At 41.2% G+C, this 14,076-nt stretch carries 14 protein-coding genes; 6 read left to right on the top strand and 8 right to left on the bottom strand.

Features of this window, described 5'->3' with window-relative positions; genetic code table 11:
- Positions 1 to 49: 49 nt before the first annotated feature.
- The 3 genes from BN997_RS09275 to galT are packed head-to-tail and all read left to right on the top strand — an operon-like array spanning position 50 to position 3,704.
- Positions 50 to 1,228, top strand: a complete 1,179-nt coding sequence (locus BN997_RS09275) for a galactokinase (protein WP_042531639.1) — start codon at positions 50 to 52, stop codon at positions 1,226 to 1,228.
- A complete protein-coding gene (gene galE / locus BN997_RS09270; protein ID WP_042531637.1) occupies positions 1,225 to 2,229 on the top strand; it encodes a UDP-glucose 4-epimerase GalE in 1,005 nt (334 codons plus the stop codon). The genes BN997_RS09275 and galE overlap by 4 nt, the downstream gene beginning before the upstream one ends.
- On the top strand, positions 2,226 to 3,704 hold the full coding sequence (galT, locus tag BN997_RS09265) for a UDP-glucose--hexose-1-phosphate uridylyltransferase (protein ID WP_042531636.1): 1,479 nt from the start codon (positions 2,226 to 2,228) through the stop codon (positions 3,702 to 3,704). Before galE ends, galT begins: the two co-directional genes overlap by 4 nt.
- A gap of 50 nt (positions 3,705 to 3,754) precedes the next feature.
- On the opposite strand, the gene BN997_RS09260 is transcribed toward galT, so the two are convergent.
- The 6 genes from BN997_RS09260 to BN997_RS09235 form a co-directional block, all read right to left on the bottom strand.
- Complete coding sequence (locus tag BN997_RS09260; RefSeq protein ID WP_042531634.1) at positions 3,755 to 4,924, bottom strand: ROK family transcriptional regulator; 1,170 nt, start codon at positions 4,922 to 4,924, stop codon at positions 3,755 to 3,757.
- A gap of 178 nt (positions 4,925 to 5,102) precedes the next feature.
- On the bottom strand, positions 5,103 to 6,140 hold the full coding sequence (locus BN997_RS09255; protein ID WP_042531633.1) for a galactitol-1-phosphate 5-dehydrogenase: 1,038 nt from the start codon (positions 6,138 to 6,140) through the stop codon (positions 5,103 to 5,105).
- A gap of 30 nt (positions 6,141 to 6,170) precedes the next feature.
- Positions 6,171 to 7,493 carry a PTS galactitol transporter subunit IIC gene (locus BN997_RS09250; RefSeq protein ID WP_042531631.1) on the bottom strand — a complete coding sequence of 441 codons (1,323 nt, stop codon included), beginning with the start codon at positions 7,491 to 7,493 and terminating at the stop codon, positions 6,171 to 6,173.
- A gap of 35 nt (positions 7,494 to 7,528) precedes the next feature.
- Positions 7,529 to 7,804 (bottom strand): PTS galactitol transporter subunit IIB, encoded by a 276-nt coding sequence (gatB, locus tag BN997_RS09245; protein ID WP_042531629.1) that lies wholly within the window; start codon positions 7,802 to 7,804, stop codon positions 7,529 to 7,531.
- Between the two features lie 38 nt (positions 7,805 to 7,842).
- Positions 7,843 to 8,304 carry a PTS sugar transporter subunit IIA gene (locus BN997_RS09240; RefSeq protein ID WP_042531627.1) on the bottom strand — a complete coding sequence of 154 codons (462 nt, stop codon included), beginning with the start codon at positions 8,302 to 8,304 and terminating at the stop codon, positions 7,843 to 7,845.
- Entirely contained in the window at positions 8,297 to 9,082 is a 786-nt protein-coding gene (locus tag BN997_RS09235; protein WP_042531625.1) for a DeoR/GlpR family DNA-binding transcription regulator, read from the bottom strand. The genes BN997_RS09240 and BN997_RS09235 overlap by 8 nt, the downstream gene beginning before the upstream one ends.
- A 172-nt stretch (positions 9,083 to 9,254) precedes the next feature.
- Here BN997_RS09235 and BN997_RS09230 point away from each other — a divergent pair, with 172 nt between their 5' ends.
- The 3 genes from BN997_RS09230 (at position 9,255) to BN997_RS09220 (ending at position 12,634) form a co-directional block, all read left to right on the top strand.
- Positions 9,255 to 10,181: a 1-phosphofructokinase family hexose kinase gene (locus tag BN997_RS09230; protein WP_042531623.1), complete on the top strand. Its 927-nt coding sequence runs from the start codon at positions 9,255 to 9,257 to the stop codon at positions 10,179 to 10,181.
- 20 nt (positions 10,182 to 10,201) lie between these two features.
- Positions 10,202 to 11,071: a class II fructose-bisphosphate aldolase gene (locus BN997_RS09225; RefSeq protein WP_042531621.1), complete on the top strand. Its 870-nt coding sequence runs from the start codon at positions 10,202 to 10,204 to the stop codon at positions 11,069 to 11,071.
- Positions 11,072 to 11,386: 315 nt separating this feature from the next.
- On the top strand, positions 11,387 to 12,634 hold the full coding sequence (locus tag BN997_RS09220; protein WP_042531619.1) for a YeeE/YedE family protein: 1,248 nt from the start codon (positions 11,387 to 11,389) through the stop codon (positions 12,632 to 12,634).
- 130 nt (positions 12,635 to 12,764) lie between these two features.
- On the opposite strand, the gene BN997_RS09215 is transcribed toward BN997_RS09220, so the two are convergent.
- Together BN997_RS09215 and BN997_RS22535 are read right to left on the bottom strand one after the other, a co-directional pair.
- Complete coding sequence (locus BN997_RS09215) at positions 12,765 to 13,664, bottom strand: Rpn family recombination-promoting nuclease/putative transposase (protein WP_084612903.1); 900 nt, start codon at positions 13,662 to 13,664, stop codon at positions 12,765 to 12,767.
- Between the two features lie 90 nt (positions 13,665 to 13,754).
- Positions 13,755 to 13,922 carry an Rpn family recombination-promoting nuclease/putative transposase gene (locus tag BN997_RS22535; protein WP_175297029.1) on the bottom strand — a complete coding sequence of 56 codons (168 nt, stop codon included), beginning with the start codon at positions 13,920 to 13,922 and terminating at the stop codon, positions 13,755 to 13,757.
- Positions 13,923 to 14,076: the final 154 nt, after the last annotated feature.

Genomic DNA, 14,076 nt, shown 5'->3' with positions numbered 1-14,076 from the left:
TGCAATATGGATAAGCATACCAATAAAAAATATAAATCAGGAGGTCCTTATGACAAATCTAACCCAAGCATTTCACCAGATTTTTGATACATCCGAAGCCCCTCGCCGCTTTTTCGCCCCTGGGCGAATCAATCTCATTGGTGAACATACGGATTATAACGGTGGTTATGTCCTGCCTGCTTCTATCTCATTTGGAACGTACGCACTTGCCAGAAAAAGAAATGATCAAAAATTACGTTTCTATTCTTTAAACGCTTCTGAAAACGGAATAATAGAATGTGACCTCGATCATCTTTCTTACCAGAAAGCGCACGGCTGGGCGAATTATCCAAAAGGAATGGTCCAATATATGAAACAAGAAGGCTATGCCATCACGTCCGGTGCAGATATCTTATTTTATGGAAATATCCCAAATGGTGCCGGTCTTTCTTCATCCGCTTCTTTAGAATTAGCGACCGGTGTATTGCTGGAAGGACTTTTTAATTTGGAAATAGACCGGCTTCAGCTGATTCAAATCGGGCAAAAAGTAGAAAATAATTATATTGGGGTCAACAGCGGGATTATGGATCAGTTTGCTGTCGGGATGGGAAAAACAAATCATGCCATTCTCTTAAACTGCCAAACACTGGAATACAGCTATGCACCAATGCATTTACAGGATTATGAGATTATCATTATCAACACCAATAAACAGCGATCCTTGGCAGATTCTAAATACAATGAACGGTTTGCGCAATGCCGGCAGGCGCTCCAGGATTTGCAAAAGGAACTTTCCATCCAGCACCTTGGTGAATTATCGACGGAACAATTTGAAGCAGCGAAGCACCTGATCACAGATCCAGTTAATCAAAAACGGGCCAAACACATTGTATATGAAAATGCGCGGACACTGGAAGCATTAGAGAAACTGCGTAACGGCGACTTACATGCTTTTGGCCAGCTCATGAATGCATCGCATCTTTCGCTCCAATCGGATTATGAGGTGACTGGAATCGAATTAGATACGATTGCAGCTGTGGCTTGGGAACAGGAGGGCGTCATTGGTGCACGTATGACCGGCGCCGGATTTGGAGGATGTGCCATCGCTATTGTCCATCAGGATGCAGTAAGGGACTTCAAACATCATCTCAAGCAAATTTATCAGGACAAAATCGGCTATGAACCAACATTTTACACTGCTTCTATTGCAGATGGCGCCAAAGAAGTAACGGAGGAGGAGATAAAATGAGCATATTCGTTTTAGGTGGAGCAGGATATATCGGTTCTCACGCCGTCTACCAATTAATCGACCGCGGCGAGCATGTCGTCGTCGTGGATAGTCTGGAAACAGGACATCAAGAAGCAATCCACCCTGACGCTTCTTTTTATCAAGGAGATATCCGGGATATCGATTTTTTACGAAGCGTCTTTGCAAAAGAATCGATTGATGCCGTTGTTCATTTTGCAGCCAATTCACTCGTTGGAGAATCCATGGAAAATCCGCTTAAATACTTTGATAACAACGTTTACGGTACGCAGGTGCTGCTCCAGGCCATGGTCGAATTCGGAGTGGATAAAATCGTCTTTTCTTCCACTGCCGCTACATATGGAGAACCGGAAACAATTCCGATAACGGAAAAATTGCCTGCCAATCCGACCAATGCTTATGGAGAAACCAAGCTGACAATGGAAAAGCTCATGAAATGGACAGAACATGCACATGGCATCCGTTACGTTTCCTTACGCTATTTTAATGTGGCCGGAGCAAGAGAGACAGCAGAAATCGGCGAGGACCACTCTCCCGAAACGCATCTGATTCCCATTATTTTAGAGACAGCTCTTGGGCAGCGTGAAGCAATCACTATATTCGGAGACGACTACGATACACCGGATGGCACCTGCATACGAGATTATATCCATGTGGAGGATCTTATTCAAGCACATCTTCTGGCATTAGATTATTTAAAAGAAAACGGGCAAAGCGATATTTTCAACCTCGGAAGCAATCAAGGGTTTTCTGTGAAGGAAATGATTGAAGCTGCTCGTAAAGTAACTGGAAAAGTAATTCCTTCCCAAATCAGCAGCCGCCGTGCCGGTGATCCAAGTGTTCTTATTGCCAGCTCTGATAAAGCAAAGGAAATATTGCATTGGCAGCCTTCCCGCACCTCAATTGAAAAAATTATAGCAGACGCATGGAATTGGCACAGCAGTAATCCAAATGGCTATGCAGGAGGAGACGATTTAAAATGATTTACCATGATATCCAAGGATTAATCGACAAAGCGATAGAAAAAGAATTAATCGAAGGCTCCGATGAAATTTATGCACGAAATCAAGTCATGTCCTTGCTAAAAATAGCGGATTTTCCGGATCAGACAGTAGAGCCGACAGAAGATTCCATCCCTAACCTGATCGATAAAATCGTAGACTACGCGGTAGAAAATCACATCATTGAGGATGTTTTTGATGCGAAGGAAATCCTATCAGCTAATGTGATGAATTGCTTTGTCGCCCGCCCTTCTGTTGTAAATGCTATTTTTAAAGAAAAATATGCAGCATCACCAAAAGCAGCGACGGATTATTTCTATGCCTTAAGCAAAAATAATAACTATATCCAGATGAACCGTATCCGTAAAAATATTCATTTTAAAGCGGAAACAGGTTATGGCAATCTTGATATTACCATCAACCTGTCCAAACCTGAAAAAGATCCGGAGCAAATCAAAAGAGAACGCGCACTTAAGCAGACGATTTCCTATCCTAAATGTCTTTTATGTATTGAAAATGAGGGATATGCCGGACGGACTGGTTATCCGGCAAGAGCAAATCATCGTGTAATCAAGGTTCCGTTAGGAGATGAAAACTGGTATTTTCAGTATTCGCCTTATGTTTATTACAACGAGCACAGTATTTTACTCGCAGAAGAGCATCGTGATATGAAAATCGATAAGCAAGCATTTGAACGCCTGGTTACGTTTACGGAAAAGTTCCCACATTACTTTATTGGCTCCAATGCAGACCTGCCCATTGTCGGAGGCTCTATTTTAAGCCATGACCATTATCAGGCTGGAAATTACGAATTCGCGATGACGCATGCTGAAAATGCTTTTTCATTTTTGATTCCAGACTTCGATCACGTCTCAGCAGCCGTGTTAAAATGGCCATTATCTGTGATTCGGCTGCAGAGCGAGAATAAATCATCCTTGCTTGAAGCTGCCGATCATATTCTGCAAACATGGAAAAATTATTCAGATGAACAAGCAGCAGTACACGCATTTACGGACGATACACCGCATAATACTATTACACCAATTGCCAGAATACGCGAAGGCAGCTATGAACTGGACCTGGTATTACGCAATAACCGGACATCCAGCGACTATCCGCTGGGGATTTTCCATCCGCATGCAGATGTCCATCATATTAAAAAAGAAAATATCGGCCTGATTGAAGTCATGGGGCTTGCCGTTCTTCCAGCAAGGTTAAAGGATGAATTGCAGGAGATCAAAAATGATTTATGCGGAAAGCCAAGTAATATCGCTGACTACCATCAGGAATGGGCCAATCAAATAAAAGATAAATACGGTACGATTTCCAGCGAGGAACAAGCAGAAGATATATTACAACAGGAACTCGGCTTGAAATTCAAGCGGGTACTGGAAGATGCCGGGGTATTTAAAGAAAAAGCTGCGTTTGACAGGTTTATTGCGGCATTGGATACGTGAATCATTCATATAAAAACCGGACGGACTGCTGATAAAATGCAGTCCGTTTTTTATACTGGATTAAATAATTCAATCAAAAGTAAGGATATAGCTCCAAGCACCGTGGCATTATCATAAAGATTCGTCGCCTCAACCTGTGTTTCCTTTGCTTTCCCTGTCAAGGCACGCTGATGAATCGTTTGTTTAATAACAGGAAGCATTATTTCCCGGCTGTTCATAACGCCTCCGCCCAGAATAATTTTATCCGGATTCAGAATATGAATTAAATTGGTCAAGCCAATGCCGATAATTTCCGCAATTTCTTGAAAAACCTCGATATATTCTTGCTCGCCTGCTATCGCACGTTCATAGATAGTTTCCGCTGTATCTGCATCCTGGGAAGCACCTTTTATTTTTTTATGCGCATACGCAACAATTGCTGATCCGGTCGCAAAAGTCTGTAAGCATCCTCTATTCCCGCAGGTACAGCGTTCTCCATGAAGATCGATGATCATATGACCCAGTTCGCCGGCAATATCCTGTGCTCCATGATATAATTTCCCATTGATAACGATACCCGCACCTACACCGCGTCCAAGATTAACAGCTACCATGCTTTCCACATTCGCATGACCGCCAAACCAGGATTCTCCTAAAGCCATGGCACGGCCGTCATTTTCCACTTTGACGTTCAGATTGAATGCTTCCTCCAGCTCTGCTTTTATTTGAATATTTTTCAGCTCCAGGTTCGGCGCAAATAAAGCGATGCCTGTTTCAACTTCGACTACCCCATGCATGGCTACACCGATGCCGATAATTTTATCGTCTTCAACAGAGGAGGCTTGTAATACGTTGTGAATACCGTCTTTTAGCATCGTCATAAAGGCTTGATTGGTTATCGGCTTTTGAATGATGGCAGATGACTGCTCCAAAATTTCTCCGGATAAATTAGAAAGGATGCATCGGATTGTTTCTGGTCCTGCATCTACTCCAATGACGTAAAACGCACTGCTGTTCACATAAAGCAAGGTTGGTTTTCTTCCGCCTTGCGAAGCTCCCAATTCTTTTTCGATCACCAGCCCTTCCTCTATTAATTCTTTGACAATGCTGCTGACGGTCGGCGGGGTGAGTTTTGTTTCTTTCGCTATTTGTGCTCTTGATATCGGTTCAAAGGTACGAATTTTATTTAAAACAAGTGATTTGTTGACCGATTTCATTAATTGAAAAGTGCCTCGCTGCATCCAGATTCTCCGTTCATCGTTTTAGAAATATCATACCATAGTTAATTTAATTTATTAAGTAAGCTGTCCACATCTATTTGGTTGTACACCTTTCTTCTGGAGTTTCTATACCTTAAAGTTGTGGTGACGAAAAAAACTTGAAAGATACAATGAAACTGTACCCTTCAAGGCTTCCTTCCTACTGTCTTACATCATATAAAAACTTAATCGAATGATTATCCGGATCAATCATTTTCTGGAATGGTTCTTCTTTGACCTCCAGCGGGTTCACTTCATGAATCAAGGCTTTTACATCGATTTTTCCATCCTTCATGTATTGTAAAGCTGCTGTCCATTCAAATCCTGGAAAAGGAGCGGAATAGGACATCCAAGAACCGTATACTTTTAATTCTGCTCTTAGAATTCTTTCAAATACATCTGCTGGGAATGTAATCTCTTTCTTGGCTGTGCCAACATATACAACCTGACCAAGCTTCTCCACTACACTCAATGACTGAACCTGAGTCTGCTGCACCCCTGCTGTTTCGACTACGATTTCCGGTCTTTGATTTTCTTTAAAATAATCATCTAAATCAACTTCTAATGAATTGACGATAACTGTAGCTCCTAACGCTTTCGCCATTTCCAGCTTTGCGTTGTCAATATCTATAACCGTTATCTCTCCTGCACCCTTTGCCTGCAGTGCGAGCAGTGACATCATGCCGATTGTACCTGCTCCAAAAACAACGGCGCTTGCCCCGGCGTGAATATCGACTTTTTCAATTCCATGGATAGCAACAGTTAATGGCTCAATTAACGCCGCTTCCTGGTCTGTAATTTCATCCGGTAAAGTCAGGATATTTTTGGCATTTACCGCAACGTATTCAGCCATTGCCCCCTGCTCTCGGGAACCAATAAAACTATAATTCTCGCAAAGCGCCGGATGGCCGCTCGCACAGCTGGAACACTGTTCACACGGAACTAATGGAGCTACTGCCACGCGGTCTCCTTCATTTAATCCCTGCACTTCGCTTCCTGTTTCCGTAATAACACCTGAAAATTCATGCCCTAAAATGGTCGGGTAATGATGCACCTTCCCATCAAAATAACGGGCTAAATCGGAACCGCAAATTCCCACATAAGCTACTTTCACTAACACTTGATTGGGTTTAATAACTGGTATTTCCATATCCTTTACGGAGAAGTTTGCTTTACTTTCCAGCACTAACGCCTTCATTTCAACGACATCTCCTATCTAAAATTTTCCTCATATTTTCTCTCTTTTAAATTGAACGTACGTAAAAATAATACTGAATACATAAATTCCGCCAATGATTAACAATGGGACTAAATTTTGAAGCTGGAATAATTCTTTCAAAATAAATGTGATTGGTGCTCCGCCTTGGTCCAGAGAAGCAACTTGGCCGCTTGAAATATTTCCTGTATCTGTTGCCAGCTTCGTATGCACGCCTACCATCATATTCGCGATCCAGATAGTGATACTCATGATAAACGCTCCGGAAATAACCGTCCGGAATAAGTTTCCTTTATGGATCCCTACTGCCATTGATACAAAGAATCCAATGGTAGCCAAGTCACCAAACGGCAGGACTTGGTTGCCAGGAATCAAAATAGCAATAACCAATGTTAATGGAACAAAAATCAGGCTTGCTGCTACTACTTGGGAATTGCCTAATAGTAATGCTGGATCCAGCCCAATATAGTATTGCTGTCCTTGGAAGCGTTTGTCTAATATAGCCTGCGCAGCTTCTGCTATCGGCATTAAACCTTCCATAATAAATTTAACAACTGTCGGCATCAAGACCATAACAGCAGCCATTTGAATACCTAACTGCAGCACGTCAGATACAGGGTAGCCTGCCAAAAATCCAATGACGATACCTAATACAGCGCCAATAATGACTGGCTCGCCGACAACCCCAAAACGCTCTTCAATCTTACTGGAATTAATATTCACTTTTTTTACACCTGGAATTTTATCGATAATGGCATCAATGACCACTGCAAATGGAGCGGACCAGGTTCCAGAACCATGCGGAATCGCTATCCCTTCCAAGCCAAAATGCTTATTCACTGTCGGTGCAAACCAATCACCCAGCTTGTAAACAAAGGCAGAGTGAACAACAACACCAATAATTGCAAACCAGAAGTTTCCGGTTGCTGCCAAAATAATGGCTCCTGTAAACGTCATATGCCAGATATTCCAGATATCGACGTTAACCACACGGGTCATTTTCGTTACAAGCATTAGCACGTTGACAAGAATGGCTACAGGAATAGCTACCATAGCAATCGTTGATGACCATGCCATCGGGGAAGCTCCCGGCCAGCCGACATCAACCACGGAAAGGCCTAAATTAAAGCGGTCCGCCATTTCCTGTGCAGCTGGTCCTAAATTATCTGTTAAGAGACCAATGACCAAATTAATCCCGACAAATCCGACACCAATGGTTATCCCGGAACGAAGGGATTTTCCAATGCCTTGTTTTAAACAAATTCCCAATATAAAAATAACTAATGGAAGCATTACGGTCGGCCCAAGATCTAATATATATTGTAAGATTTGCATGGACGGAATTTCCTCCTTTTAATAAAGAGATTGCTCTACTGCAGAACCTCTAAAATTTCTTTTTTTGTTTTGTCTAACCCTACTCCTGAGATAAATGCCAATCCATGAATAACCGGAACACCGTAATCCTTGTCCACCTTAGCTGTGGTTACAATCAAATCTGTACCGCTGACTTTCGACCCTAATTCACTTACACGGCATTGTGATACATCTGCATCAATGTTATTTTCCTTTAATAAAGCTCTGATTTTATTTGCTGCCACCGTTGACGTTGCTACTGCTCCACCACATGCTACTAATACTTTTTTCATTTTAAATTCCTCCAATTTTGGTTAAATAATATTTTTATTTATAAATCTAAATTTGATTCCAGTAATTGATACGCTTCCTCTACTGTTTGAAGCTGTAATAGCTGATCTAAAAATGCTTGCTGCTGCACCAGCTCCACTATTTTTTGCAATACTTGAATATGTTCTTCTCCATCAGAGCACCCAAGCAGAAAGACGACTTTCACTTCAATTTCGTCAGAGTCGCTCCCCATAATCCGAAAAGAAACGGGCTCCTTCAGCGTCATTAAACCGATTTTACTTTCATTTACATAACTTGCATCTGTGTGTGGAAGTGCTACTCCGATTACGCCTGTCGGAACACCAGTCGGGAATTCTTTTTCCCTTGCTTTTAATCCCTCGACATATTCACTGTTGGCATAACCCTTCGTAATCATAACGCTTCCAATCTCTTCAAAAATGGCAGCTGTTGAATCTGCGCTGCTATTTAAAAGAATCAAACCTTTATCAAGATAATTATTCATCTTTATAACTCCTCTCCGCTTCAACGGTATAGACTTTCGTTTGCAGTGATTTGATGGTTTCTACTGCTTCTGCATCAGATGTTGTGTCTGTGATTAAAATATCGACTTCATCAATGGCAGCTACTTGGTTCATCGAAGTAGAATGGAATTTGGAGAAATCAGCCATCATAATTTTTAGCTGGCTATGTTTCATCATCAACCGGGATACTTCCGACTCTCCCATATGCATATTGGTATAGCCTGCCTGCAAATCTAAACCGCCTATTCCAAAAAATCCTTTATCTACAAAAAGCTTTTCAATCCCACGATAAGCAATTGGTCCAAATAAAGAGTTTTCATTTTTCCTTACATTCCCGCCGATAATAATGACATCAAAATGAGAATAATCGATGAGCTCCTGTGCAATCGGCAACGAATTGGTAATAATCGTTAAATCTTTCTTGTTATTTATTTCTCTGGAGAAGTATAAAGCGGTTGTTCCATAGTCTATATAAATGGTATCCCCGTCTTCCACGAGTTCAGCAGCTTTTTTAGCAATAGCCTTCTTTTCCTCTTCATTCACTGTTTTTCTCGTTACATACTTTGTCTCCAGATTGGCTTTATTAAGTATCGCTCCCCCATGAACCTTCCGAACAATGCCTTCCTGTTCCATTTCATAGAGATCTTTGCGGATGGTTTCCCGAGTTACTCCTAAATCATTACTTAAATCTGCAATTCTCACGCTTTTATTTGTTTGCAGATACTGCATGATAATTTCTTGACGATCTTGTGAGAGCATCTAAACACCTCCTAAAGGATAACTTGCAAACGCTTTAAATTGATTATAAGACATAAAACAAAATAATGCAAACATATTTTTATTATTTTTTTGCTTTATTTAAATTTTTCTTTGCTTTTTTTTGCTTTAGGATTTATGATAAATCTATCGAACATGAAAATGAGGTGATAGTTTGTTGCATGTTGTTTGTCCGAACCCCGCATTAGATCGAACAATTTTTTTAGAGAAATTTGATGTTAACGGTGTCAGCAGGTCACATCAGGCGAAGGAGCTATTAGGAGGAAAAGGGTTTAATGTGATTCGTTCTTTTTCTTTTCAAAATCCAAACAGCGCTTTCACAGCACACGCTTTTTTAGGCGGATATATTGGCAAACATTTGCAAAGCTTGGCAAATGACCAGCATATCTCTACGACAGTAACACCTATTAAAGAAAATACGCGTATCTGTTCCATTATTGTAGATAACGAAAAAGGGCACGCACATTTAATTAATGAAAAAGGACCGGTTATCTCCACATCTGAAAAACAGGCATTTGAGGATACCTTACTGGATTCGGTAAAACCGGAAGATTATGTTGTCTTTTCCGGATCGCTGCCAGATGGATTACCCTCATCATTTTATCGGGATTTAATTATTTCTTTGCAGGATAAAGGAGCAAAATGCGTGATAGACAGCAGCGGGGAAGCTCTATCCAAAAGCATCGAAGCGAAGCCATGGCTGCTAAAAGTCAATGAATCGGAATATTTAGAGTTAAAAAACAAAACAGCGGAAACAACGGAAGAAATCATTACCCTCTTAAAGAATGATACAGCACTGGAAAATATTATTATTACATTGGGAGGAGATGGCTCCATTGCAAAAATTCACAGAAAATGCTATCGCATTACTTTGCCAAACATCACAGCAAAAAATGCAACGGCCTCCGGTGATATTTTTCTAGGAAAATTGTTAGAAGCGTTTCAATCGAATAAAGTAATCCAGACTGCTCTCATAGAGGCAAGCAGTTTTGCTGCTTCAAACTGCTTATATTGGTACCCGCATATTGATATAAACGATGTAAATGCAATAAAAGAACAGATTACATTGGAAGAACTATAAACTAATGAGGAGAGATTTCAATGACTTTATACTCTACAACACCAATGCTAAATAAAGCAAAAAAGGAAGGCTATGGCATTGTCGCATTTAACGTCCATTCCTTTGACAGTATTTTCTGGGTAGTGGAAGGAGCAGCGCAATTATATTCCCCTGTTATTTTGCAGACAACGATGGGAACGGTCAAATCCTTAGGCGCAAAAAATATTGTCGAAGCGGCAACTGCTGCATCAAACTATTTTGATGTTCCTGTCGGCTTACATCTGGACCATTGCACAGACTATGAGCTGATCAAGCAATGCGTCCGTGCAGGCTATACTTCTGTTATGATCGATGCCTCGATGCATTCATTTGACGAAAATGTAACGCGAACCAAAGAAGTAGTGGATTTAGCAAAATCATTACATGTCAACATTGAAGCAGAGCTCGGCAAAGTAGGCGGCGTAGAAGACGATATCGTGGTAGACGAGAAAGATGCTCAAAAAGCAGTGCCTGAAGAATGTGTTGCCTTTGTAGAACAAACTGGCGTACCGACACTCGCTCCAGCCATCGGTACAGCACACGGAATCTATAAAGGGGATCCGGATATTGATTTTGACCGTATCCAAAAAATTGCTGAGATTGTCGACGTTCCTCTTGTATTACATGGCGGTTCCGCTGTGCCTGATAAAGATGTCCGTCAATGTGTCTCACTCGGTATGGCAAAGGTAAATGTTTCTACCGAATTAAAAAACGCTTATTCCCAAGCAATTGCTGATCATTTTAAAGAATATCCAGACCAATTAGACCCAAGACAATATTTACAAAAAGCAAAAGATGCGGCAATAGAAATGGTTGCTTCTAAAATCAAAATGGTTGGCAGTGAAGGGAAACTGGTAAAACCGTTTGTTTGATTGAGCTGCCGTATTTTCTTTCAATTGTTCTCAACGCTTCATGATGAAAAGAACCCTTCGAGATACAGTTTTTCATGATGTATTTCGAAGGGCCCTTTTTCATTTTATAAATGTTTTTATTTTATCCTCTACCTTATCTACATTTTCGTCAAAACTCCACTTCTCTTTATCGATTTTTCAAAAAGTAGTTAAAACCTTTCCCGGCTTTAAAGTGCATTTCAATCATTTTTAATAACCCATTGACATTTTTTCCAAAGAGGCATACACTAAAAAATCATAACAAACTAAATTGATAGGAATTAGAGGTGTTTTTAAATGTCTACATTGGCACAACCGGTTTCTGATCAACCAGCAAAAGTGGAAGATGCGCCAAAATTAAATCCTCCACAGAAAAAACTGGTTGCTGGCGGAATCATTGTTACATTTATTTTGACGATTTATTTAGCAGCCACACAGCATGTCGTTCAGCCATTGTTGTTATTGATTGGATTACTGCTTGGATATACATTGTTTCATGCACGTTTCGGTTTTACTTCAGCCTTCCGGAGACTAGCTTCAGTAGGGAATGGCCAGTCTCTGCGGGCGCATATGTTCATGCTGGCTATTGCATGTACATTATTTGCACCTATTTTAGCATTCGGGTTTTCCTTTTTTGGAGGAACACCTGCCGGTAATATTTCACCGATCGGCATTAGCCTGATTGTCGGGGCATTTATGTTCGGCATCGGCATGCAGCTTGGCGGCGGCTGTGCTTCTGGCACACTTTACGCAGTCGGCGGCGGCCGGACTGTTATGTTTATTACCCTGTTATTTTTTATTGTCGGCTCAACTATTGGTGCAGCCCATTCCACATTCTGGATGGACGATTTACCAGCTGCAGAACCTTTTTCTCTGGCAACCTCAACAGGGCTTGGTTACGGCGGAGCATGGGTTGTTTCTTTATTGATTTTTGCCATCATTGCCGGGATAACTATTCTGATTGAGAAAAAACGCAAGCCTCCTAAAATGGCGGCACTCCCTTCCGAAAAGGGATGGAAACGAATTTTCCGGGGTTCCTGGCCTCTTTTCGCAGCGGGTGCTGCACTAGCTGTTTTGAACGCTCTTACGCTGCTCACTCGTGACAGCCCATGGGGCGTGACAGCTGCATTTACACTATGGGGTTCAAAAGCAGCAGGAGCACTTGGCTTTAATGTGGAAAGCTGGGGCTACTGGGCCGGAAATACAGAAGCTCTCCATGCTTCTATTTTCGCAGATACAACAACCGCTCTTAATTTCGGTGTCATCTTAGGAGCTTTCATCGCTTCCGCAGCAGGAGGCCTATTCAAATTTACAAGAGTTACAAAAGGAAATACTGCCGCTTCCATTATTGGCGGTCTTCTGATGGGTTATGGCGCGCGCCTTGCATTCGGCTGTAACGTCGGCGCTTATTTCAGCGGCATTGCTTCCTTTAGTGCACATGGTTACATTTGGGGAGTAATGGCTCTTGCAGGTACCTTCCTTGCTTTATATTTGCGCCCGCTATTCGGTCTTTCTGTGCCAAAACCACGCGATTCATTTTGCTGACAAAAACACGGCGATACAGGCAGCTTCCTAAAGTTATTTTCAGCAAATGAATCCAGCAAACTTGATAAGAGGCAGGGAGCTCTCTTCCTTGTTGTTAATAGAAAAAACACGGATTTCCCCCGTGTTTTTTCTATTTCAAGTATTGTTTGACGTCTTCTATGGTTTTCAATTCATCTATGTGATCCACTATTGCTTCCAGTGTGTTTATTTCCTGTTCGTATATCTTTTTCTTTATATCTTCTGAAGGTGGAGCTACAAACTTTGTGATTAATCGAATTGTGGTATTGGCTAATGCTTCTGCTTTTGCTTCTGCTTTTCCTTCTGCTCTGCCTTCTTCCTTTCCTTCATTCCGAAAAATCTCTGCTAATGTCATTGTCAATTCGCTCCCTTCTTGATAAGTGTTTCCTATATGGTCGATTATATCATAAAATTGTTTTTTGGTAAGATGCCGCTGGACACGGAAAATATAATAAAACAACGTCTTCAGGTACGCTATTGCCCTTGTTTGATTCTGCAGCTGCCGCAGGAAATCGACTGCCTGATAGATGGTATTTACCACGGCGTGGATATCCTTTTTGCGGATATCCCGAAACACCATCAGAATAATTCGCAGGAACACATTCAATTGGACATTTTCGTCTTTATAACCAGATACATCGTATAGAAAAAATTCATAATCAGGGACATATTTCTGCAGATCGGGCGGGAAATCCTTATACCCTTCCAGCAGATGTTGAAAGGAAGTACCGGCATACCAATCCGTATCGCCATGATACAGCACAATCGGCATAATGATGGGCAGCTTATTGTCTTCTTTATTATCCCGTTTGATTTCCCATATCTCCACCATATATCGCAGTAACTGTAGAGCAGTATAGTAATCATGATAGCTTTTATGCTCGAATAGAAAATAGACGTAGGCTGGTTTTTGGTGAATTTTTGTCTGGAATAGCAAATCGGAGAAATATTCTTGAAGGTCGTGACTGATAAAACGAAACTTCTTTCTGTGGGGTTTTCGCTCTTCTCCCACAGAATGTTAGTTGAGTGATTCAGGGAGTTAGCGTCCGTTATCCCCCGCTTAAATGAATTTATTTTCACTCTCTATTTCGAGGCGGGGGTTTTACGGACGGTTCTCCGTGGCGAAGCTGTCTTTTTGAGGCTGAATAGATGCTACATCAATGGTTTCGTGCACAGAGGGCGGTAAAAAATAGGTAATAAAATCCTTAGCAACATCCACATTAGAAAATGTTTCTTTAAAAATTCTATCATGCGGGTTTTGAATCTGCAAAGTGATCAAGTCCTTTCATTGGTATCATTGAATGACTGAATCGAAAATAAGTTCTGAATTATATTAACACAGCCCTCCAAAAGAAACAAATGTTCTAAATTCCTTTTTTAGTTCAGAAAACTCGCTATTTCTTTAACTTTTTTTTAACGACAGC

It is taken from the genome of Oceanobacillus oncorhynchi, assembly GCF_000821065.1.
Lineage (GTDB): Bacteria > Bacillota > Bacilli > Bacillales > Amphibacillaceae > Oceanobacillus > Oceanobacillus oncorhynchi.
Note: the sequence above shows the minus strand (reverse complement) of the source record. Positions and strands in the feature narration are given on the sequence as shown.